This is a genomic window from Kocuria atrinae C3-8, assembly GCF_000286355.1.
Classification (GTDB): Bacteria; Actinomycetota; Actinomycetes; order Actinomycetales; family Micrococcaceae; genus Kocuria; species Kocuria atrinae_A.
In genome coordinates, this window is record NZ_AJXN01000048.1 from 1 (window position 1) to 19,063 (window position 19,063).

General features: G+C 62.0%; 16 protein-coding genes, 1 tRNA gene and 7 pseudogenes. 12 read left to right on the forward strand and 12 right to left on the reverse strand.

Going from position 1 to position 19,063, the window contains the following annotated elements:
• Positions 1 to 1,202, forward strand: a pseudogene (gene sucB, locus YO9_RS0105905) (2-oxoglutarate dehydrogenase, E2 component, dihydrolipoamide succinyltransferase); the annotation flags it as partial.
• Positions 1,203 to 1,325: 123 nt separating this feature from the next.
• A complete protein-coding gene (locus YO9_RS0105910) occupies positions 1,326 to 1,676 on the forward strand; it encodes a hypothetical protein (RefSeq protein WP_016996653.1) in 351 nt (116 codons plus the stop codon).
• Positions 1,677 to 1,777: 101 nt separating this feature from the next.
• Here YO9_RS0105910 and YO9_RS0105915 read toward each other — a convergent pair whose 3' ends face one another.
• Positions 1,778 to 2,743, reverse strand: coding sequence for a hypothetical protein (locus YO9_RS0105915; RefSeq protein ID WP_223286184.1), 966 nt, complete (start codon positions 2,741 to 2,743; stop codon positions 1,778 to 1,780).
• A gap of 53 nt (positions 2,744 to 2,796) precedes the next feature.
• Positions 2,797 to 3,657 (reverse strand): protein kinase, encoded by an 861-nt coding sequence (locus tag YO9_RS0105920; RefSeq protein WP_031272759.1) that lies wholly within the window; start codon positions 3,655 to 3,657, stop codon positions 2,797 to 2,799.
• A 165-nt stretch (positions 3,658 to 3,822) separates the two neighbouring features.
• Here YO9_RS0105920 and lipB point away from each other — a divergent pair, with 165 nt between their 5' ends.
• The 3 genes and pseudogenes from lipB to YO9_RS0105935 all read left to right on the forward strand — a co-directional run bounded on the left by lipB (position 3,823) and on the right by YO9_RS0105935 (position 6,489).
• A complete protein-coding gene (lipB, locus tag YO9_RS0105925) occupies positions 3,823 to 4,524 on the forward strand; it encodes a lipoyl(octanoyl) transferase LipB (protein ID WP_016996655.1) in 702 nt (233 codons plus the stop codon).
• A gap of 69 nt (positions 4,525 to 4,593) precedes the next feature.
• Positions 4,594 to 5,600 (forward strand): annotated as a pseudogene (lipA, locus tag YO9_RS0105930) (lipoyl synthase).
• Between the two features lie 139 nt (positions 5,601 to 5,739).
• Positions 5,740 to 6,489, forward strand: a complete 750-nt coding sequence (locus YO9_RS0105935; protein WP_016996656.1) for a DUF4191 domain-containing protein — start codon at positions 5,740 to 5,742, stop codon at positions 6,487 to 6,489.
• Positions 6,490 to 6,507: 18 nt separating this feature from the next.
• Here YO9_RS0105935 and YO9_RS0105940 read toward each other — a convergent pair whose 3' ends face one another.
• On the reverse strand, positions 6,508 to 6,954 hold the full coding sequence (locus YO9_RS0105940) for an RDD family protein (RefSeq protein ID WP_016996657.1): 447 nt from the start codon (positions 6,952 to 6,954) through the stop codon (positions 6,508 to 6,510).
• A 255-nt stretch (positions 6,955 to 7,209) separates the two neighbouring features.
• Between YO9_RS0105940 and glnA the strand changes: the two are divergent.
• Positions 7,210 to 8,632, forward strand: a pseudogene (gene glnA / locus YO9_RS0105945) (type I glutamate--ammonia ligase).
• Positions 8,633 to 8,830: 198 nt separating this feature from the next.
• Here glnA and YO9_RS20655 read toward each other — a convergent pair.
• The 3 genes and pseudogenes from YO9_RS20655 to mptB form a co-directional block, all read right to left on the reverse strand.
• Positions 8,831 to 9,628 (reverse strand): hypothetical protein, encoded by a 798-nt coding sequence (locus YO9_RS20655; RefSeq protein ID WP_317259763.1) that lies wholly within the window; start codon positions 9,626 to 9,628, stop codon positions 8,831 to 8,833.
• Positions 9,629 to 9,752: 124 nt separating this feature from the next.
• A pseudogene (locus YO9_RS21850) lies at positions 9,753 to 9,824 on the reverse strand (hypothetical protein); the annotation flags it as partial.
• Between the two features lie 79 nt (positions 9,825 to 9,903).
• Positions 9,904 to 10,284: pseudogene (gene mptB, locus YO9_RS21855) on the reverse strand (polyprenol phosphomannose-dependent alpha 1,6 mannosyltransferase MptB); the annotation flags it as partial.
• A 321-nt stretch (positions 10,285 to 10,605) separates the two neighbouring features.
• Between mptB and orn the strand changes: the two are divergent.
• Positions 10,606 to 11,188: pseudogene (gene orn / locus YO9_RS0105955) on the forward strand (oligoribonuclease).
• A 105-nt stretch (positions 11,189 to 11,293) separates the two neighbouring features.
• Positions 11,294 to 11,366, forward strand: a tRNA-His gene (locus tag YO9_RS0105960).
• A gap of 160 nt (positions 11,367 to 11,526) precedes the next feature.
• Here the strand turns inward: YO9_RS0105960 and YO9_RS21415 are convergent.
• The 6 genes and pseudogenes from YO9_RS21415 to YO9_RS0105985 all read right to left on the reverse strand — a co-directional run bounded on the left by YO9_RS21415 (position 11,527) and on the right by YO9_RS0105985 (position 16,389).
• Positions 11,527 to 12,815: pseudogene (locus tag YO9_RS21415) on the reverse strand (RNA polymerase sigma factor).
• A gap of 23 nt (positions 12,816 to 12,838) precedes the next feature.
• Positions 12,839 to 13,213, reverse strand: a complete 375-nt coding sequence (locus YO9_RS0105970; RefSeq protein WP_016996658.1) for a YciI family protein — start codon at positions 13,211 to 13,213, stop codon at positions 12,839 to 12,841.
• 235 nt (positions 13,214 to 13,448) lie between these two features.
• Entirely contained in the window at positions 13,449 to 13,754 is a 306-nt protein-coding gene (gene yidD / locus YO9_RS0105975) for a membrane protein insertion efficiency factor YidD (protein ID WP_031272760.1), read from the reverse strand.
• 72 nt (positions 13,755 to 13,826) lie between these two features.
• Positions 13,827 to 14,555 (reverse strand): AarF/ABC1/UbiB kinase family protein, encoded by a 729-nt coding sequence (locus tag YO9_RS17195; protein ID WP_223286196.1) that lies wholly within the window; start codon positions 14,553 to 14,555, stop codon positions 13,827 to 13,829.
• Positions 14,468 to 15,796: an ABC1 kinase family protein gene (locus YO9_RS0105980; protein ID WP_223286187.1), complete on the reverse strand. Its 1,329-nt coding sequence runs from the start codon at positions 15,794 to 15,796 to the stop codon at positions 14,468 to 14,470. Before YO9_RS0105980 ends, YO9_RS17195 begins: the two co-directional genes overlap by 88 nt.
• A gap of 14 nt (positions 15,797 to 15,810) precedes the next feature.
• Complete coding sequence (locus tag YO9_RS0105985) at positions 15,811 to 16,389, reverse strand: TetR/AcrR family transcriptional regulator (RefSeq protein ID WP_031272761.1); 579 nt, start codon at positions 16,387 to 16,389, stop codon at positions 15,811 to 15,813.
• A gap of 112 nt (positions 16,390 to 16,501) precedes the next feature.
• Here YO9_RS0105985 and YO9_RS0105990 point away from each other — a divergent pair, with 112 nt between their 5' ends.
• From YO9_RS0105990 to YO9_RS0106010, 4 genes are all read left to right on the forward strand, one after another.
• Positions 16,502 to 17,023 (forward strand): hypothetical protein, encoded by a 522-nt coding sequence (locus YO9_RS0105990; RefSeq protein WP_016996661.1) that lies wholly within the window; start codon positions 16,502 to 16,504, stop codon positions 17,021 to 17,023.
• A gap of 305 nt (positions 17,024 to 17,328) precedes the next feature.
• The gene (locus YO9_RS17200; RefSeq protein WP_223286188.1) at positions 17,329 to 17,574 is read left to right on the forward strand and encodes a DoxX family protein; all 246 of its coding nucleotides are present in this window, start codon (positions 17,329 to 17,331) and stop codon (positions 17,572 to 17,574) included.
• Positions 17,575 to 17,958: 384 nt separating this feature from the next.
• Entirely contained in the window at positions 17,959 to 18,516 is a 558-nt protein-coding gene (locus tag YO9_RS0106005; RefSeq protein ID WP_016996663.1) for a hypothetical protein, read from the forward strand.
• A 117-nt stretch (positions 18,517 to 18,633) separates the two neighbouring features.
• A complete protein-coding gene (locus YO9_RS0106010) occupies positions 18,634 to 19,062 on the forward strand; it encodes a VOC family protein (RefSeq protein ID WP_031272764.1) in 429 nt (142 codons plus the stop codon).
• Position 19,063 lies beyond the last annotated feature (1 nt).

Consider the following 19,063-nt stretch of genomic DNA (forward strand, 5'->3'; position numbering starts at 1 on the left):
GATGCCTCCTCCGACGACTCCGGATCCGACGACTCGGACGACTCCTCGTCCGAAGGCGCAACCGACGAGCAGGTAGAGGACGCCGCGACCGAGGCTGACTCCGGTGAGAACACCGAAGAGGCTGCCGAGGACAAGGCTCCGGCCCAGAAGGAAGAGCCCAAGGAAGAGCCGAAGAAGGAAGAGTCCAAGCCCGCTCCCAAGCAGGACGACTCCTCTTCCGAGAAGCCCAAGTCCACCTCCGGCCCCTCCGAGGCTGCCGGTTACGTGACTCCGCTGGTGCGCAAGCTCGCTCGCGAGAAGGGCGTGGATCTCTCGACCCTGTCCGGCACCGGTGTGGGTGGCCGCATCCGCAAGCAGGACGTGCTGGCTGCTGCCGAGGAATCCTCGAAGGCTTCCGAGTCCAAAGATCAGTCCGTGGACATGGCTCCGGCCGTGGCCGGCGGTACCGAGAAGAAGTCCGCAGCTCCGGCAGTGGATGCCAAGCGCGGTACCACCGAGAAGGCTCCTCGTATCCGCATGACCATTGCCAAGCGCATGCGCGAGTCGTTGGACGTGTCCGCTCAGCTGACCCAGGTCACCGAGGTCGACATGACCCGTGTCGCTCAGCTGCGCAACAAGGCCAAGGACCAGTTCCAGAAGCGTGAAGGTGCCAAGCTAACCTTCCTGCCTTCTTCGCCAAGGCCGTTGCCGAGGCGCTGCAGGCTCACCCGGTTCTCAACGCCACGTTCAAGGAGGCCGAGAAGGAGATCGTGTACAACGGCTCCGAGGACATCGCGATCGCCGTTGACACCCCGCGCGGCCTGCTGGTCCCGGTGATCAAGAACGCCGGTGACCTGAACCTGGGCGGTTTGTCCAAGCAGATCGCAGAGTTGGGTGCCGCCGCCAAGGACGGCTCCATCTCCCCCGATCAGCTGACCGGTGGCACGTTCACCATCACCAACATCGGTTCCTTCGGCGCTCTGTTCGATACCCCGATCATCAACCAGCCTCAGGTGGCGATTCTGGGTACGGGCACGATCGTCAAGCGCCCCATGGTGGTCACTGACGCGGACGGCAACGACACCATTGCCATCCGTCACATGTGCTACCTGTCGCTGACCTACGATCACCGCCTGGTCGACGGCGCGGATGCCGGTCGTTTCCTCTCCACCATGAAGAAGCGTCTGGAAGAGGGCCACTTCGAGTCCGAGGTCGGTCTCTGATCGGCAATCGCTGACGCGTAGCGGTCAACCGTTCGGTTGATTTATCACCGCCGGGATGTGTTCTGGATCACTCAGAGCACATCCCGGCGGTTTTGTTCGTCGCGACTCCGATAGGGTCGAAGCATGGACTTCCTCTTCAGCCTCATGTTGTTTTTGCACTTTGTCGGCCTCGCAGTGATCATCGGTACCTGGGTTTTCACGATGAAGCGCCCCACCGTTTCCGTGGGTCAGTTCTGGGCGGCAGTCGTCATGCTCCTGACCGGCTTGGCGATGGTGGCCCTGCGCGAGATGCAGGACGGTTTCGAGGTCAACCACATGAAGATCGGCATCAAGCTGGTCATTCTGCTGGTTGTCGCCGTGGCTGCTTTCATCGGTATGCGCAAGACCAAGCGCGGCGAGCCGGTCTCGACCGGCCTGGCGCACGCCGTTGGTGGCATGGCATTGATCAACGCCGCCATCGCCGTCTTCTGGTGATCCTTCAGCCCTGAGACATTCACTCCGGAGCCCGCCGCGCCACGTGCGCCGCGGGGCTCCTGTCATGAATGGAGCATGACTCAAACGGAGTGGGGCACCCCTCAGTCGTTGCGTTTCACCGGGGTGACGTCCACGATGCGCCAGCCGGAATCGGTTTCCGCCACCGTGAGGTGAACGGTTTGCCGAACCGTGGTGTCCTCTCGGTTCACGTGGGACCCCTCGGGAATCTCTCCGTGCCAACCTCGTGTGATGATTTCGGCGTAGAACGTGTGCGCGTCTTCATCAGGGATCTCGTTATCGGGAGCCGATTCCGGTTCGGCCGCGCTGGCCGGTTCGATGCGGTCCACTTCCATGCTCAAACCGGACAGGGCTGTGTAGTCGCTGGCACCACCTTTCTGGCTTGCCGCGTGCGCGATGGTCGACTGGTCACTTTCCGCCAACTGCGACCCAGGAACGTACACCGCAGCCAGTGCCTCACCGTCCCCCGCGGCCAACGCTTGGGCCCGGGACGCGACGAGCTGGCGCGCGGCCAGTTCGGCAGCCTTCTGGTTCTGCGCGTCAGATCCAGCAGCCGCCGACGACGCCGCCTCGTCCCGTGTGCTCGGCGTGGTTCCCTCTTTCTCCCCGGGCGTCCCGGACACCGGATCCTCGGTCATCGATGAATCGGCGCCCCTCTTTTCGGACCCCGTCCCTTCAGAGCCTGTCCCCTCAGTTTCTGAACCGGCAGCTTCTGATAGCTCTTGATCTGCCGCAACCGGGGTCGGTTCTCCCCCGGTGAGTTCTGCAACTCCGAACCACGCACAGCCGACCAGGGCGGTTGCCGCGAGCGCCAGAACCAGCGGGCGCCGCCACGAGCGATCATCGGCGACGGATGCTGCCACAGCGCTTGACCCGCGGCGCGTTGTGGGGCGCCACGTCCGACCCAGTTTCACCTCGGTACCGTCCGCGCGGATGATGTGCGGAGTCTGCAGTCGAGCCACTTTCGGCGCGGTCTTGGCGGTAGGAATGGCGGCGATACCGGTCGCGAACTCATGGGCGCTGGGGCGAGTCTCAGGCTCGTCGCTCAACGCGGACTCCAACATGAGCACCAGTCCCCGTGGGGCTGCCGGACACACCAGAGTCAGCGGTACCCGATGGGAATCTGATCCCGGAGCCCTACCCGTGAGCGCACCCACGCGAGGGTGGCCAAAGCCTTGACGTCATCCGCCGGGGTTCGCGCAACACTACGATCCAACATCTCGGGCCGGTCATCGTGTCCCCAGGACACCACAGCCTGCGCTGTTGGCTGCTCCTTGGCCGTGGCGTCCGGCTCACGCGTCACGGGTAGCCCGTACCCGTCGAGCCACACGGTCTGATCCTGACCGAGCAGGATGCTGTTCGGGCTCAGCGTGCCGTGCACCCACCCGTGATCATGCAATGTCGCCAGTGCGTTGGCCACCGCCGTGAGAACGGGCGAGAGTTCAGCGGGTGGTACCCGACCGTCCTGCGCGATCCTTCGGGACAGGGAGATCCCCTCCACGTGATCGCACACGAGTGCTTCTACGCCGGCTCCACCCTCCAGAACGTCAACACCGTCCATACCTTCCACGGCGGCTACGCCCTCCATGGCCTCCACGACATCGACACCGTCCATGCCCTCCGCGCCGTCCACGGTCTGAATCGTGCCTCGCACCGGCACCAAGTGCGGATGGGTCACACCGGCCCATTGCTCAGCCACCCGAGCCATGGCCTGCTGTTGGGGCCGACGTTCCTCGGCAGTGGGCCCCGTGGCGAATGTGACCGTGAATTTCTCGCGGCTCTGCTCTTCTTTGGCGAGCCAGGTCCGCGTTCCTCGGCCAGATCCCAGTTGTTCTGCGAGTTCCAGGCCCTCCGCTTGAGCTAGTGATAGGGCGTGCGTCGATTGATCATGCAACTTTTCGTCATACACCGATTCACCCGCCGGGCCGGGGTTCAGGCCGGGCTCCCCAGGATCATTCGACATAGGCTCCGAGGGCCGTTGTCGTTCTCCGCGCGGTCGCTGGGCGGCCAGGAGTCGTTCCTGAGCTCGGGTTCGCTTCTCTGGTGCGCTCATGAACCCACTGTGCACCGAAACCACCCGGGCCCGCTCACGTTATCCACAGGCTCGGGCAAGCGATAGGCTGGCCCAATGGCTTTGCACTTCGAACGCATGGGGTTCGACCCGAACTTTGTGGACTACCGTTCCTGCCTGCAACTGCAGCAAGAGGTCCACGATCAGATCGTGGCCGGTGAACGCGGCAACACCGTGATGTTGCTCGAGCACAACCCCGTCTTTACGGCCGGTCGCCGCACTGAGAAGCATGAATACCCCCAGGACGGCACCGAAGTAGTGCCCATCGGACGCGGTGGGAAACTCACCTATCACGGCCCCGGAATGCTCGTGGGCTACCCCATCATGCGCCTTCCCGTTCCCCTGGACGTGGTCAAGGTGGTCCGCGTGCTGGAAGAAATCATCATTGCCGTGGTCAAAGATTTCGGAGTCCAAGCCACCACTGTGGAGGGCAGATCCGGGGCGTGGGTGCCGGCCGATGACCGTGGACCGGACCGCAAGATCTCCGCCATCGGCCTCCAGGTCTCCAAACGCGTGACCATGCACGGGTTCGCCCTGAACTGTTCCAACGATCTGCAGCCCTTCGGCACGTTCATACCGTGCGGCATCACCGATGCCGGCGTGACCTCCATCAGCCGGGAAACGGGGAATCAGATCAACCCCGCTGATGTTGTTGAACGCATGGAGCAGGAGCTGGCAGCACGCGAACTGGACCTGTGTGTCCCGTTCGAGCCCGACTCACCCGCAACACCCCTGACCCTGGACTCTCTGGTCTCCTAAGCTGGAGAACAGTGACTTGCCTGCACCACCGCGTCAGGCACAACCGAGCGCCACAAGCGAGGAGTACGAATGACCATCGCGCCCGAAGGCCGCAAGCTGCTGCGCGTTGAACAGCGCAACGCGTCTGTTCCGATCGAGAAGAAGCCCAACTGGCTCAAGAACACCGCCAAGATGGGCCCGCAGTTCCAGGAACTGAAGTCCATGGCGCGCGGCCGCGGGCTGCACACGGTGTGCGAAGAAGCCGGTTGTCCCAACATCTACGAATGCTGGGAAGACCGCGAGGCCACGTTCCTGATCGGCGGCGACACCTGCACCCGTCGTTGCGACTTCTGCGATATCGCCACCGGCAAGCCCGGCATGCTCGACGCATCCGAGCCGCGCAAGGTTGCCGAATCCGTCCGCGACTTGAACCTGCGCTACGCGACCGTCACCTCGGTGGCCCGCGACGACCTTCTGGATGGCGGCGCGTGGCTCAACGCAGAGACCATTCGGCAGATCCACGAGCTCAACCCCTCCACCGGTGTCGAGATTCTGATTCCTGACTTCAAGGGTCAGCCGCACGCGGTCCAGCAGGTCATCGACGCTCAGCCCGAGGTCTTCGCGCACAACCTGGAAACGGTGCCGCGCATCTTCAAGCAGATCCGTCCCGCGTTCTCCTACGAGCGTTCCCTGGATGTCCTCACGCAGGCAAGGAGAACGGGATGATCGTGAAGTCCAACCTGATCCTGGGTATGGGCGAGACGGATGAGGAAGTCTACGAGGCCCTGTGCGATCTGCACGACGCCGGTTGCGACATCATCACCCTCACCCAGTACCTGCGTCCGGGCCCCACCTTCCACCCCATCGAGCGCTGGGTGACCCCGCAGCAGTTCGTGGACTTCTCCCAGCAGGCAGAGGAGATCGGATTCCTGGGTGTGATGGCCGGTCCCATGGTGCGTTCTTCCTACCGCGCAGGCAAGCTCTGGGCTCGAGCCATGAAGAAGATGGGCCGCGAGATCCCCGAGCACCTGTCCCACATCGACGACTCCGGTTCGGCCAGCCAGGAGGCTTCCTCCTTGGTCGCCCGCCTGAGCTGACCGCGCTCTTCCGGTACGACGACGCGCCGGCCGGGCGGCGTCGTCGTCCTGTGTCCGGCGCTGCCCGAGAACGCGTCAAGGGCACCCGCCAGCGGTTAGAATGGCCGCAATCCCCTACCAGCAATCGCGAGGAACAAAAGTGTCACCTAGCACCTCATCCACAGCCCGTGCTGCAGAGCGCGAACGTAAGCGCGAGGAGAAGCGCAAGCGCAAAGCGGCGAAGGGTCCGGGCATTTTCGCCCAGATGAAGCAAGTCTTCCAGATGACCAAGGAGCGGGAACCCAACATCCTGCTCTGGATGATCCTGCTGGGTCTTGGTGTGCTGCTGGTGTTCCTGCTCATCGGTGTGCTGCTCAACAACTGGCTCACGTGGCTGTTGATCGGTATTCCGTTCGGCATCCTGGCCGCGGTGATCCTGCTGTCGAGGCGAGCCGAACGTGCCGCGTTCTCGCGAATTGACGGCCAGCCCGGTGCCGCCGGCGCCGCACTGTCCACCCTCAAGCGCGGGTGGATCATTGAGGAAGAACCGGCCGCCATGGACCCCAAGTCCAAGGATCTGTTGTTCCGCGTGGTGGGTCGCCCCGGCGTGGTGTTCGTGACCGAGGGGCCCGTGAACCGCGTGGACAAGCTGGTCAAGAAGGAACGGCGCCGCATTGGCCCCGTGATCCAGAACGTGCCGATTCACGTGGTGAAGTCCGGCAACGGTGAGAACCAGGTTCCGCTGAGCAAGCTCGCCAAGCACCTGAAGAAGCTCGACAAGACCCTGACCAAGCAGGAAGTGCACGTGGTCTACAAGCGTCTGAACACGCTGCAGAACCGCTTGCCGATCCCCAAGGGCATCGACCCCATGAAGGCCCGCCCGGACCGCAAGGCCATGCGCGGGCGATGATCCCTCAGCTGGTGGGGGTCATCGAACCTTCACCAGAATGGTGCCCACGGCCCGATCGTGGAGTCCGCGCTGATCCTGGTCGTAGATGACCGGAGGGATCACCAAACACAGCAACAACGACCGAATGGCCGCTTTGCCGAAACCGGCGGGGCGGCCATTCATCGTTTGTGCCTGTAGCCCCAGGAGCCAGTGCCCCACGGTGCGGCCGAAGGCCCCGACCATGAGCACGTTGAGGGCGAACAGCACCGCGAGGTTCATGAGCCCGTTCTGATTCCACTGGGCCAGGAACAGGTTGGCGATCACCATGGCCAATAACCAATCGAGGCAGAGCGCGAAGAACCGCGGCACGAAGCGCGCTACGGAGGCCGGGCCGTCAATGGGCCTGCCCAGCCGCTCCCCCGGATATTCATTGGTGCGCGAGGGGCCACCTTCGAGCCAAGAACCCAGATCCTGCCGTGAAATCATGCTCTCAGCTATCTGCTTCACGGGTTCGCTCAGACATTCCCAGTAGACTGAGTAGGTACCGACCGGTCGGTGTTGTCCGGGATTCCAGGTCGGCCGTGTGTTCGTGTGCCTCTGAACGTGTTACATGGTCGAAACATTGGTGTCACGGACGGGCAATGCCAGGTTCTTAGGATGGACATCAGAACCGAGCGCGGTGATCACCCCAGGGTGACACTGTCGCTGATCGGGACGCCCATACAGAAGGAGAACAGGTCCATGTTCCAGTCAGCCGAGGAAGTCCTCGCCTACATCAAGGATGAGGAAGTCGTTTTCGTCGACCTCCGATTCACCGATATGCCGGGTGTGCAGCAGCACTTCAACCTGCCCGCCAAGTCGGTGGACAACGATTTCTTCACCGACGGACAGTTGTTCGACGGTTCCTCCATCCGAGGCTTCCAGGGAATTGCTGAATCGGACATGCAGCTGATTCCGGATCCCACGTCCGCTTTCGTGGATCCCTACCGCGTGGAGAAGACCCTGGTGGTCACCTGCTCCATCGTGAACCCCCGCACCGGCGAGCCCTACCACCGCGATCCCCGCGGCGTGGCAGAGCGTGCCGAGGCCTACCTGAACTCCACGGGCATCGCTGACACCGCGAACTTCGCCTCCGAGGCCGAGTTCTTCGTGTTCGACGACGCTCGCTTCCAGGTCTCCCCGGAGAGCACCTTCTACAAGATCGATTCGGAAGAGGCTCCCTGGAATTCCGGCCGCAAGGAAGAGGGCGGCAACCTGGCCAACAAGACCCACACCAAGGGTGGCTACTTCCCGGTCTCCCCCGTGGACAAGCAGGCTGACCTGCGCGACGCCATGTGCGTTGCTCTGGACGAGGTCGGTTTGTTCGTGGAGCGTTCCCACCACGAGGTGCGCCGCCGGCCAGGCAGAAATCAACTACCGTTTCTCCACCCTGACTGCCGCCGCTGATGACCTGCTGAAGTTCAAGTACATCATCAAGAACACCGCGGACATGTTCGGCAAGACCGTAACGTTCATGCCCAAGCCGGTCTTCAACGACAACGGTTCCGGCATGCACTGCCACCAGTCCCTGTGGAAGGGTGGCGAGCCCCTGTTCTACGACGAGAAGGGCTACGCAGGCCTTTCCGACGTGGCACGTTGGTACATCGGCGGTCTGTTGGAGCACTCCTCCGCAGTGCTGGCCTTCACCAACCCCACCGTCAACTCCTACCGCCGCCTGGTCAAGGGCTACGAGGCACCGGTCAACATGGTGTACTCGCAGGGCAACCGCTCCGCCGGTATCCGTATCCCCATCACGGGCACCAACCCCAAGGCCAAGCGCCTGGAGTTCCGCGCACCGGACCCCTCCTGCAACCCGTACCTGGCCTTCGCTGCACAGTTGATGGCCGGCCTGGACGGAATCCGTAACCGCATCGAGCCCGCGGATCCGATCGACAAGGACCTCTACGAGCTTCCCCCGGAGGAGGCCAAGGACATCAAGAAGGCCCCGGCCACTCTTGAAGAGGCCCTGGTGGCGCTCGAGGAGGATCACGAGTTCTTGCTCGCTGGTGACGTGTTCACCGAGGACCTCATCGAGACCTGGATCGAGTACAAGCGTGAGAACGAGCTCAAGCCGCTCTCGCTGGTGCCGCACCCGCTCGAGTTCGAGCTCTACTACGGCGTGTGATCCGCTGATCCAGCGCTGAACGAATTCGGCCCCGACCAACTCACGTTGGTCGGGGCCTTTTCGGTTCCGGCCAGGACTCATGACCCGGTTCGACGACGCCGCTCGGCCGGCCGAAAGCGCGGCCAGGCACGCGCGTGGGTGGTGACGCCGCGACGTCGTCGTGTGTCGCTCCGTGCATCGTGCCCCGTGCCGAAACGGCTAGATGATCGAGGTGTGCATGTCCGCTCGGTACCGGGACCGGAACAGGCGCTTGGTCGCTGGGTCGAAGAACCAGAGGTACACGCCGAAGGTGAGCGCCACGATGGCGGAGATGACGCGGGCGGAGATCAGGCTCAGGTCGAGGTAGGGGAACACATCCAGCTGATCGGCCACGGCGTAGATGGTGAAGAACGCTGTGAGGAAGAAGAGCGTGTCCAGCTGCCAGTCGCTGCGGATGCCGGTGATGGCGAACAGCGGGATCAGCCAGACCACGTACCAGGCTTGGATCATGGGGGCCAGCAGTACGAGCGCGGCGAAGGCCCACGCGAGGCGGCGGAAGATCTTGGCGTCCCGTCCCACGAACATCAGAACCAGCACAACCAACGCGGACAGCACCGTGCCGATCGTGTGCACAACGTCCATCCAGACCCGCCCGTTGGAGGTCAGTGCATCACCGACGATCATCGCAAGGAACCCGATGAGTCCAATGGGCGCGTACCAAATGAACACCGTGCCCGGCGTGGACATGGCTGCCACCCAACCGAAGCCGAACCCGTTGATCAGACCCATGAGGCCTAACAACGCCATGGAGTAGGCAAGAGTGAGGGCCCAGATGTAGAAGCGGCGCGGCCATGACGCCCTGCGCCCGGCCCAGAGCAGACCGATGAAGGGCAAGAACACGAGTGTGATGGGCTTGATGCCGATCGACAGTGTGACCAGCGTGGCGCCGATCAGCCCGCCCTTCCAGTTGCGTTGGATGGCTGCCGCGTAGATGCCGAACAGGGCGAGGGCCACCATGATGGCGTCGTTGTGTACGGCCGCGATGAAGTTGGTGAGAAACAGTGGATTGCCACTGACAGCCACAGGCACGAGCTGGATTCACGCCGTGCAGCCGCGCCAGCCGAGGAATCACCCACATGCAGGCGATCACCGAAACTACGCACATGGCCCGAAACAGCAGGACCGAGGCGTCCGGACTCGCGTTCGTGACCATCACGACGAGTTGTTCGAGCCACAGGAACACGGCCCGTAGGCGGTGGTGATTCGGCCCAGAGTTGGTCCGCGCCCAGTTGGAAGAAGTTCTCGATGGTCGACACGCCGTTTTCGTACGGGTTGAGCCCGCTCTGCATGACGCGGCCCTGACCAATGTACGAATACACGTCGCGGCTGAACAGCGGAACCGCGAACAACAGTGGCACCGACCACGCTGTGATGGCCGTGAGGACCCACTTACCGGTGCCGTCTCCCCATTTATTGAGTTTCTGTCCTAGGCGCAGCCATTCGCGCACCATGATCATGCTGCCGATGGCCAACAGCAGGATGGAGAGGACCACCCCGCCGGTTTCGTAGCGCATCCAGATGATCAGTGGATTCTGTCGAAGCGGGGAAATGCTTGCGAGCCACCCCACGCCCAGGGAACCGGCCAAGACCATGACGGACCCTATGGTTCCCATAATTACGGTCCGCAGTGGGGACTGAGAGGTATAGGAGGAACCCTGGCGTGTGGCCAGAACCGTGCCCGGGTGCGGGCCAGGTTCGGGACGGTCAGCAGCCTCGGGGTTGCTCTCCACCGCATTGCCTCCAGATTGCCCGTCGCTCAGTATTGTGTCTCACCCTACCGACGCCGCCGCGCGGGCAGACCCGCGAAAGGCCCCGGAACGGCGTCGGCCTGAATCCTATCGCGATGCGCGGGGCGCACGCGCCGGGGGCTCCGGCGCGGTAAGTTAGAGGACGTGTCTATTTCTAATCAGAGAATCGTGTGGATCGACTGCGAGATGACGGGCCTGTCCCTGACCGACGACGCCTTGATCGAGGTGGCCGCGCTCGTGACGGACGATGAACTGAACGTCCTGGGCAACGGCGTGGACGTGGTCATCAAGCCGACCGATGCCGCGCTGGAACAGATGAACGACTTTGTGCGCGACATGCACGTGAAGTCCGGGCTGCTGCCCGAGTTGCCCCAGGGCATGGGGATGGAAGAGGCCGAGGCCGAGTTCTCGAGTACATCAAGGAATGGGTCCCCGAGCCGCGCAAGGCTCCCCTGGGCGGTAATTCCGTGGGCACCGACAAGACCTTCCTCACGCGCGACATGCCCAATCTGGTGGATCACCTGCACTACCGCGTGATCGATGTCTCCACCATCAAAGAACTTGCACGCCGCTGGTACCCGCGAGCCTATTTCCAGGCACCGGAGAAGACCGGGAACCACCGCGCCTGGGTGACATCGAAGATTCCATTGACGAGCTGCGTTACTACCGGCAGATCCTGTTCGCTGCGGAACCCGGTCCCAGTTCCGACGACGCTCGTAAAGTTGCGGCGTTGATCAATGCTTCCCGGACGCGTTCCGGAAACTCCTGACCACTCCCCTACGCGTCGCGTGCCCGATGCGGAGTTAACGCAAACTTTGCGCTATAGTGGTCGTCGTTGCCCGCGCAGGTGTTACACCTCGTGACGGGTTACATGGTGGGCGTAGCTCAGTTGGCAGAGCGCCTGGTTGTGGTCCAGGAGGTCGCGGGTTCAACCCCCGTCGTTCACCCCGTATAACGAGGTCCGAACTTTCGTCAGGATAGTGTCATGACGATGAGTTCGGACCTCGTTCTCGTTGTCCGGTGCGGCTCTCTACTCGAGGTGGCGAGCGTGTGGGCACTTGCCGGGCACGTTCCACATCCTCAGCCCGCGCTACATCATCGACGGTGTTAGTGGGAATGCCGGGACTGCGCCAGATTCTCTGCCGCCCGACGGCGCAGGATGGCTCGTTCGCTCGCATTCCTGGACAACTTTGCTGCCTCCGCGAAGGTCTCACTGGCCATCCTGTGCTGCCCAGACCGTTCGAAGAGATCTGCGCGCACGCTCGGGACGAGTGGCGAATCACGGAGCGCTGCAGAATCAAGTGCGTCGAGCACGGCCATGCCAGCCTCCGGACCGAACGCCCGTCCATACGCGACGGCCCGGTTGACCTCGATGACCGGCCCCGGAGCGGCGCCGGCCAAGAGGTCGTACAGCAGGGCGATTCGGCGCCAGTTCGTCTTCTCGGCGTGTTCCGACCTGGCGTGCTGCGCTGCGATCGCAGCCTGGAGGAAATACTGCCCCACGGGTTGTCCCGTGGCCGCAAGGTGTTCGGCCTGCTGCAGAGCTACTAAACCTCGCTGGATCATCGACTGGTCCAACCGTGTTCGATCCTGAGATTCCAGGAGCACGGGCTCCCCGTGGTCGTCGAGACGGGCCGCGAACCGGGAGGCCTGAAGCTCGAGGAGCGCTTGCAGTCCGAGGACTTCGGGCTCGTCACGAGTAACCGAGCTCAATAAGCGCGCCAGCCTCAGGCTTCCGTGGCCAGTGCAGGCCGCACCCAGTCCTCACCGGCAGTTGCCGAATATCCCTCATTGAAGACCAGGTAGATCACGGCCATGACGTCATCAAGTCGTTGTGCGTGTGCCTCACCTGTTGGCAACTCGAAGTCTGCGCCGGCGTTGGACAGTGACTTCTTCGCACGAGAGATGCGCTGGCCCATGGCAGTTTCCGTGGTCAGGAAGCCCCGGGCGATTTCGCTTGTCGTGAGGCCGCCGGCCAAGCGCAGTGTCAATGCCGCCCTAGAAGCGGGGCTGAGTTGGGGATGGCAGCACAAGAACATCAGCCTCAGGACATCGTCCTCGATAAAGTCCATGGCACTTTCAAGGTCGGTCATATCGTCCTCCCCAGGCGGGGCGTGTTTGAGCTCGCTGACCTTGCGGTTGAGTGTCTCTGCTCGCCTGAAGTGATCGATGCCTCGCCGCTTTGCCGTGGTCATCAACCAGGCTGTGGGGTTGTCCGGGACACCCGTTGCAGGCCACTGTTCCAGTGCAGCCACCAAGGCGTCCTGGACGAAGTCGGCTGCAAGCTCCACGTCGCGGGTCATCCTGGTGAGAGCGCCGACGAGGCGGGCCGAATCAGCCCGCCACGCGGCGTGGACGGCCTCAATGGGATCGTCGGGGACGGCTTTCTCCGCCATGAGGCCAGTGTAATGAGGGCGAGTCAGTCGCCGGATTCCTCCGGGCCTGTGGAGATCTGGCGCATGGTAGTGATGACGGTGACCTCCGGCCAGTACTTCGCGTGCAGCTCAGCGAACTTCTCCTGATCGGCCACTGCTTCCTCAAGCGAGTCGTATTGCAGGATGGACCAACCACCGACAACCTCTTTGACTTCCGCGTACGGCCCGTCGACCCGGCTGATCTCGCCGTTCCGCACGACGAAGTTCACCGCATCCTCCGTGCCGTACAGCCCGCCCCCGTCGAGAAACACGCCGTTGGCCACCCGTTCGCCGATGTGTTCATCCATTGCGTCGAACAACGCCTGCGGAGGTGTTCCAATGTTCTCTTCCATCCTGACAAATCCCATGAATCGCGGCATCGTGATCACTCCTGTTGATTGTTGGTGAGATGCTGTGCACACCTATGTCGAACGGCCAATACGGTTTTCGACATCCACCTCAGAAGATTTTTCGACCATCTCTTCTTCACAGCGACTTGGCCATCCGGATCTCGTATTGATTGTCGCGGACGGGATCACGCTGACCAGTGGCCTTGAACCCAATACGCCCATAGGCCAGGACCGCGGCCGGATTGTTGTCTACGACGCTACGTATTTAGAACCGGATCGGAATGGGGATGCCTCCGCAGCAGCAGACGCCGTTTACTCGGGGGCGCTCCCTCCCGAGCATCATGGCGGCTTGATAGCACGCGGCGAACTGGATCATGGTCGGGACGACACCGCGCATCACCCCGCGCTCGGCAATGATGTTTCGGATCACCCCTGAGCAGGAGTCTTGGCCTCGAGCCACGAGGTAGGCGCAGCTGAATCCCTTACGCGGAGACAGATACCGCTGGTACCCGCGGATAGCGAGGTCAACGCCCTTGCGAGGAGCGGAAGTAACCAAACTTAGTGTCGTCATGGTCCAACCCTAGCCCTCACGCTCGAGTTCTTGGGAGATCACGGCTCCCCTGAACCACGGACGCCCGGTGTGTTAGCGGTCATGGATCAGTGCCTCTGCCGTTTCGTAGCGACCGCGGAATGCCAATGCGATGAGTCTGCTGCCGAGCGTGAAAGCGAAGAGGAGCAGGACGAGACCCGCATAGGTCACGAGTTGTAGCCGCGGTGCTAACAATGGCCCCATGTCGCTGAGCACCAGAGCCGTGCCACAGGCCGCGAATGTCGCCGTGAGTACGGCCAGCACGAGTTGCTGGACCAGCCCACTGAGAAACCGCTCGCCGTGCGTGTCCGAAACCAGGCTCATCCGCACCCCGAGGTTCGGTCGATCGACACGATCAATGATGGACCGTACGTGTTCGGGCAACCCTTGCGCCAAGCTGGCCACGGTGACGAGTTGCTCGTGTGCTTGTTCGACCAGATTCTCCCGATTGAATCCAGCGCGCACCACAATTCCAGCACGATCACGTACCAAGCCGACCACATCGATAGAGGGGCTGAGGAGCCGCAGAGTGCCTTCCAACGAACTGATCGCACGAAACGCCGCGGCAAGCGGCGGTGGGACACGCAGTCGATGGTCGAGAGCGATGGTGAAAAGTTGCCCCAGCAATTCATCAACGGGGATACCCCCAACTCTCATGACCAGGTCGGCCATCTGGCGTTTCAACAATGCCATGTTCATGTCTTCGGGTGCTTCCAGCAGCGCTGTGAGCCGTTTTGCCGCCGCGGTGCCGTCCTGCCGGTTGATGGCCAGCAGTAGCGACACCAGAGCAGTCCTCGGTCCATGCGGCCCACAGACCCGAAATCGAGGAGCCCGAGACGCCCATCTGTCAAGAGCAGGACGTTGCCGCCATGGAGGTCCGCGTGAAAGATGCCATCCACGAAAATCTGTTGCATCACCACGTCGACGAGCGACTCCGCCAACTCGACTCTGATTTCGGGGCTCAGGTCGGCGATCTCCTGTGCCGCACTCGTGAGGGGAACGCCATGGAGTTGTTCCATGGTCAGGACGCGATGGGTTGACTGGTCCGGAAAAGCCCTGGGAATGACCACCATGTCACTCCCGCGCAGCGTCGTCAGATTGTGGAGTTCGACTCGGTAGTCAAGTTCTTCGTCGAGGGAGCGGTGGAAACCAGCGGCCAGGTCTTTTGTTCCCAACCTGCGTGCCCACGCGGCGCGGCGCTCAGTCAGTGCGGCCAGATGGTTGATGATGTCCAGGTCACTGCGAACCAGGCCATGGGCTCCCGTCCGTTGAATCTTGACGACCACCGGTTCCCCGCTCACAAGAGTTGCGGTGTGCACTTGTCCCACGGAGGCCGCCGCCAGGGGCAGCGGATCGACGTCTGCGAATACCTCGCCCGGTTCTCTGCCTAACTCCTCGCGGAGAGTGCGGTGAACCGCCGGCCATGGTTCTGCGGGGACTTGGCTGTGCAAGCGCGAAAGTTCTTCGACATACCGCCGAGGCAGCAGGTCCGGTCTGGACGCCAACGACTGACCGAGCTTGACGAAGGTCACGCCACCCTCGGTCAGTGCCTCCCTCAGTGAGGTGGCGGTGTCACGCCGGGTCCTCGAGCCTCCCGCCACGGCCGGAGCAGAGCGTGAAAGGAAACGGATCAAGCCGTGGCGAGCCGCAATGCTGAGGATGCTCAGATACCGCCGGACACGACGTAACCAACTGGGCAACCCCCGGATCAATTCAACGGGCCCTGCTACCGACCCGGTCGGGAACACCGCCTCGGCAACTGCCAGGATGCTGATCAGGAACACCAACACCCAGGCCCCGTAGAGTAAGGCCACCATGGTCGCGGCGAGCGGGTGGGTCACGCCGTTCTCCACGGTTTGGATGCCGATCCATTCCAGGATTTGCCCCAAAGGTGAGAAAGCCGCGAGGGTGGCTATCGCTGAGAGGAACAGGGTTCGAGGCCATCCCACCGCAACTCCCAGCAATCTCCGGGCGATGACCGTGATCACCACCGTATTGAAGATGGTTGCCAAAAGGACGATCACGGCGACCATTAGGCTCAGTCCCCGAGTGCCAATACCGCGGTAGAACTGGCAACGACCACGGCGGGTAGCCATTCGGGAACAGAGTCCCACAGATAAGGACGCACGAAACCATACGGCCCGTCTGCGGCGGCGATCCTGACGAGTTGCCTGCGTTTTTCCGTGACTCGTCCGTATCGAAGCTGAGCGAGTTCGCTCAATCGTTCATGGATCTCGTCGTTGATGTGAGCAACCGCCTCCCTGCAAGAGTCCGGGGTGTTCTCAACCAACCGTTTTTGTCGGAACAGCGCCATCGATGCCGCATCCTGCGGATGATCGCGAGTGAAAGTCACCACGCTCTCAGCCATTCCCAGGAGGGCCTTCTCCGGGTCCTCGGTGCGCCCGGCCGCCAGATATACCTCGTGAAAGCGGCGCACACTTCGGAGCCACAAATGGACCAATAACTCTTCTCGGGAACCGAAGCGGTGATAGATCGACCCGGTCGGTGCGCCCACTCTGGCGGCGATGCTGGCGATTCGCACTGCTGACCCGTGATTGCGAACTTCCTCCGCAGCGGCGTCCAAAATGCCGTCAGTAGTGAATTTTGCCAAAGCCATGGCGCAAGCGTACCCCTTGACGAACTAAACATCTAGAATCTATGCTCTAGATTATTCATTCCAGTAAGCGGCTCTTACGCTCACTCATTACTGCCCTTCGGAAGGACCCGTTATGGGACCTGTCTCGATAGCCGCTCTCAAGCCATTGGCACCACCCGCAACGCCGTTCATCAAAGTCATTGGTATTCTCATCGCCCTCTGGTGCGCAGCGTTCGCAGCCATCAACATTTGGTTCGAATCCAGTGACTACTTCGCCCAAGGCCCCCATGCAGCCGACGCCGCCGCCCTGTCCGTTGTGAACTGGTACGTCGTGGCCGTCAAAGTTCTGGGCATCGCCGTTGCGCTACTCGCCATACGGCAGCCTCGTTCAGCCCGCACGGCCACACTTGTCGGCATGACGCTCTGGGCGGCCTTCGCCACGATCGGTATTTACGTTGTGGGCAGCCTCGTTCAGATCATCACCATGCTGGTTGGAATAACGGGAGACCCGTCCAAGCTCACTCTCGGCTCAGTGGGCTATGTGCTCGCATTCAGTGCGGCAGGCACCGGATTCGGGATTCTCGCCGTCTCCTACAAACGACGAACCAGCCTGAGGACTTTGGCGGTCGTGCTGGGCATTCTCGGCGCGCCCTGATGCTCGGGAGCATCCTGGTGTTTCTCCCCGCTCTGCTCCGTATGGCAGGTCTGCTATCCAGCTGACGACGGCGCCTCGAGACTCGCACTCGTGCGTCCAGCCGAGAAAGGAACAAGTCCGTTGTTCCCATTAATCGTGCTCGTCCTCACAACTATTGGCGCGCGTCAGTTCGGCATTCTCTTCGACGTGGAATACCTCTTCGCATGGCGTAACGCCCTGGCTGTCGGGTTATCCGTCATGCTGCTTTTCACCGCGAGCGCGCACTTTTTTCAGCCTCGCCGGAACGCTCTGATCGAGATGGTTCCGTGGGCGCTGGGCGCCCGAGAGTGTGGGTAACGTTTACCGGCGTCCTGGAGATACTTGGCGCCATCGGACTCCATGTTCCCGTGACTCGAACTGTCGCGGCCATCTGCCTGGCTCTGCTCTTCGTGGCGATGTTCCCGGCCAACATTCGGGCCGCTCAGAACGACACGGGTCTATCCAGCATGAAGCTGTCCTTGCGAGTCCTGGTCCAAATGATCTTCGTGGTTGCCTGTCTGGTCGTCGCCTGAGTCGACGTCGCTCGCGCTCACTCGAACGTTATAAATGCGGCCACCCAGGCCATGTGGTCACTGGCGTCTTGGGAGTGGCCAAATCCCGCTTCTAGCGTGTTGAATATGTAGTTGGGGGCATTTGTCCCCTAAAGCACTTACATGAGGGAGAGCATGAACACGCAGGCTGAACCGCAGATCTCACGCAGATCGATTGCCAAGGGTGTCGCATGGGCCACGCCCACTATCATTGCCGCGAGTGCGGCCCCGGCGTTCGCGGCGTCTCCGCCCGATTGTTTGTACACAGTTGACATGTCCTCCGTGAACACGACGTCGGGCACGCAAACTTATGTAGCTAGAAATCAGAGGACAGGCCGTGTTCTCACCTTTACGGCTTCAAGCACCATGAATGGCACCACAGGCACGCCCGTCAACATGACCAACGACATGTTCGCTCGAGGTGCGTCGTCAAGTTGCGGTTCCTACAGCACGATCAACTCCAGTTTCCAGCAAAACGGCCTCATGCTGGCACAGTACGCAACGGGAGCAAACACTTGCTCGGCCACGAGGACGAGTTCCTCCCAAACCGTCAACTTCACCATCACCGACCAACGGACTGGACAGGCCATTCCCAGTGAGAGTATTGGCGGAGGTTCAATGACCGTGGTCGATATCAGCTCTCAAGCCACCGGTGTCACACCCGCGAACTGGCGGCAGTACTGGGACCAGGTAACATTCTCCAGTTCCGCCACGCGGACCGGGGGCACGAACACCGGCTTGAACGCGACGAGCGGCACGACTTTTTACGTGACCGGTAACAACCAGGTGTCTGCAACCACGAAAGTCACCGACATTTTCTCTTTCACGAAGTTCCCCACCACGGTGACTTATGGACAGCGCGGGTCCTACTACGGCGTGCAATTCATCCAGTTGAGGAACATCCAGTTCTACGGACCCTGCTGATTCTGAAATGCATTCTGCGCGGCTGAAATTGTGCCGGTTAGACTCAGGGCACACATGGCGGTGGAGGCCGCGAGCATCGCCGATCCCCACAGCTACCTCCAGCAGTCAGGAGTTCCCATGTCTTTCAAGCTCAACCCGTACCTCCGTTTCCACGGCAAAGCCAAGGAGGCCATGGAGTTCTACCACGGTGTCTTCGGCGGGCAGCTCGCGATGACCACAATGGGTGAGATGCAGCCTGACCTGGTCGGTCCGGATGCAGACAAGATCATGCACGCGCAGCTCGACACGGACCACCTCACCCTGATGGCGTCGGACGGTTTTGAGGATGCTGAGCCTGCAGACTCCGAATCCAACGTGTCGCTGGCGCTTACCGGCACCGATGAGGCGGCACTTCGCAGTTTCTGGGACGGACTGGCCGCCGATGGCACCGTCACTCAGCCCTTGGTCGACGCACCCTGGGGTGGGGCGTTCGGCATGGTGGTGGACCGTTTCGGCACGGACTGGATGTTCAACATTCAGCCCGCACCGACCGCACAGGAGAACTGAT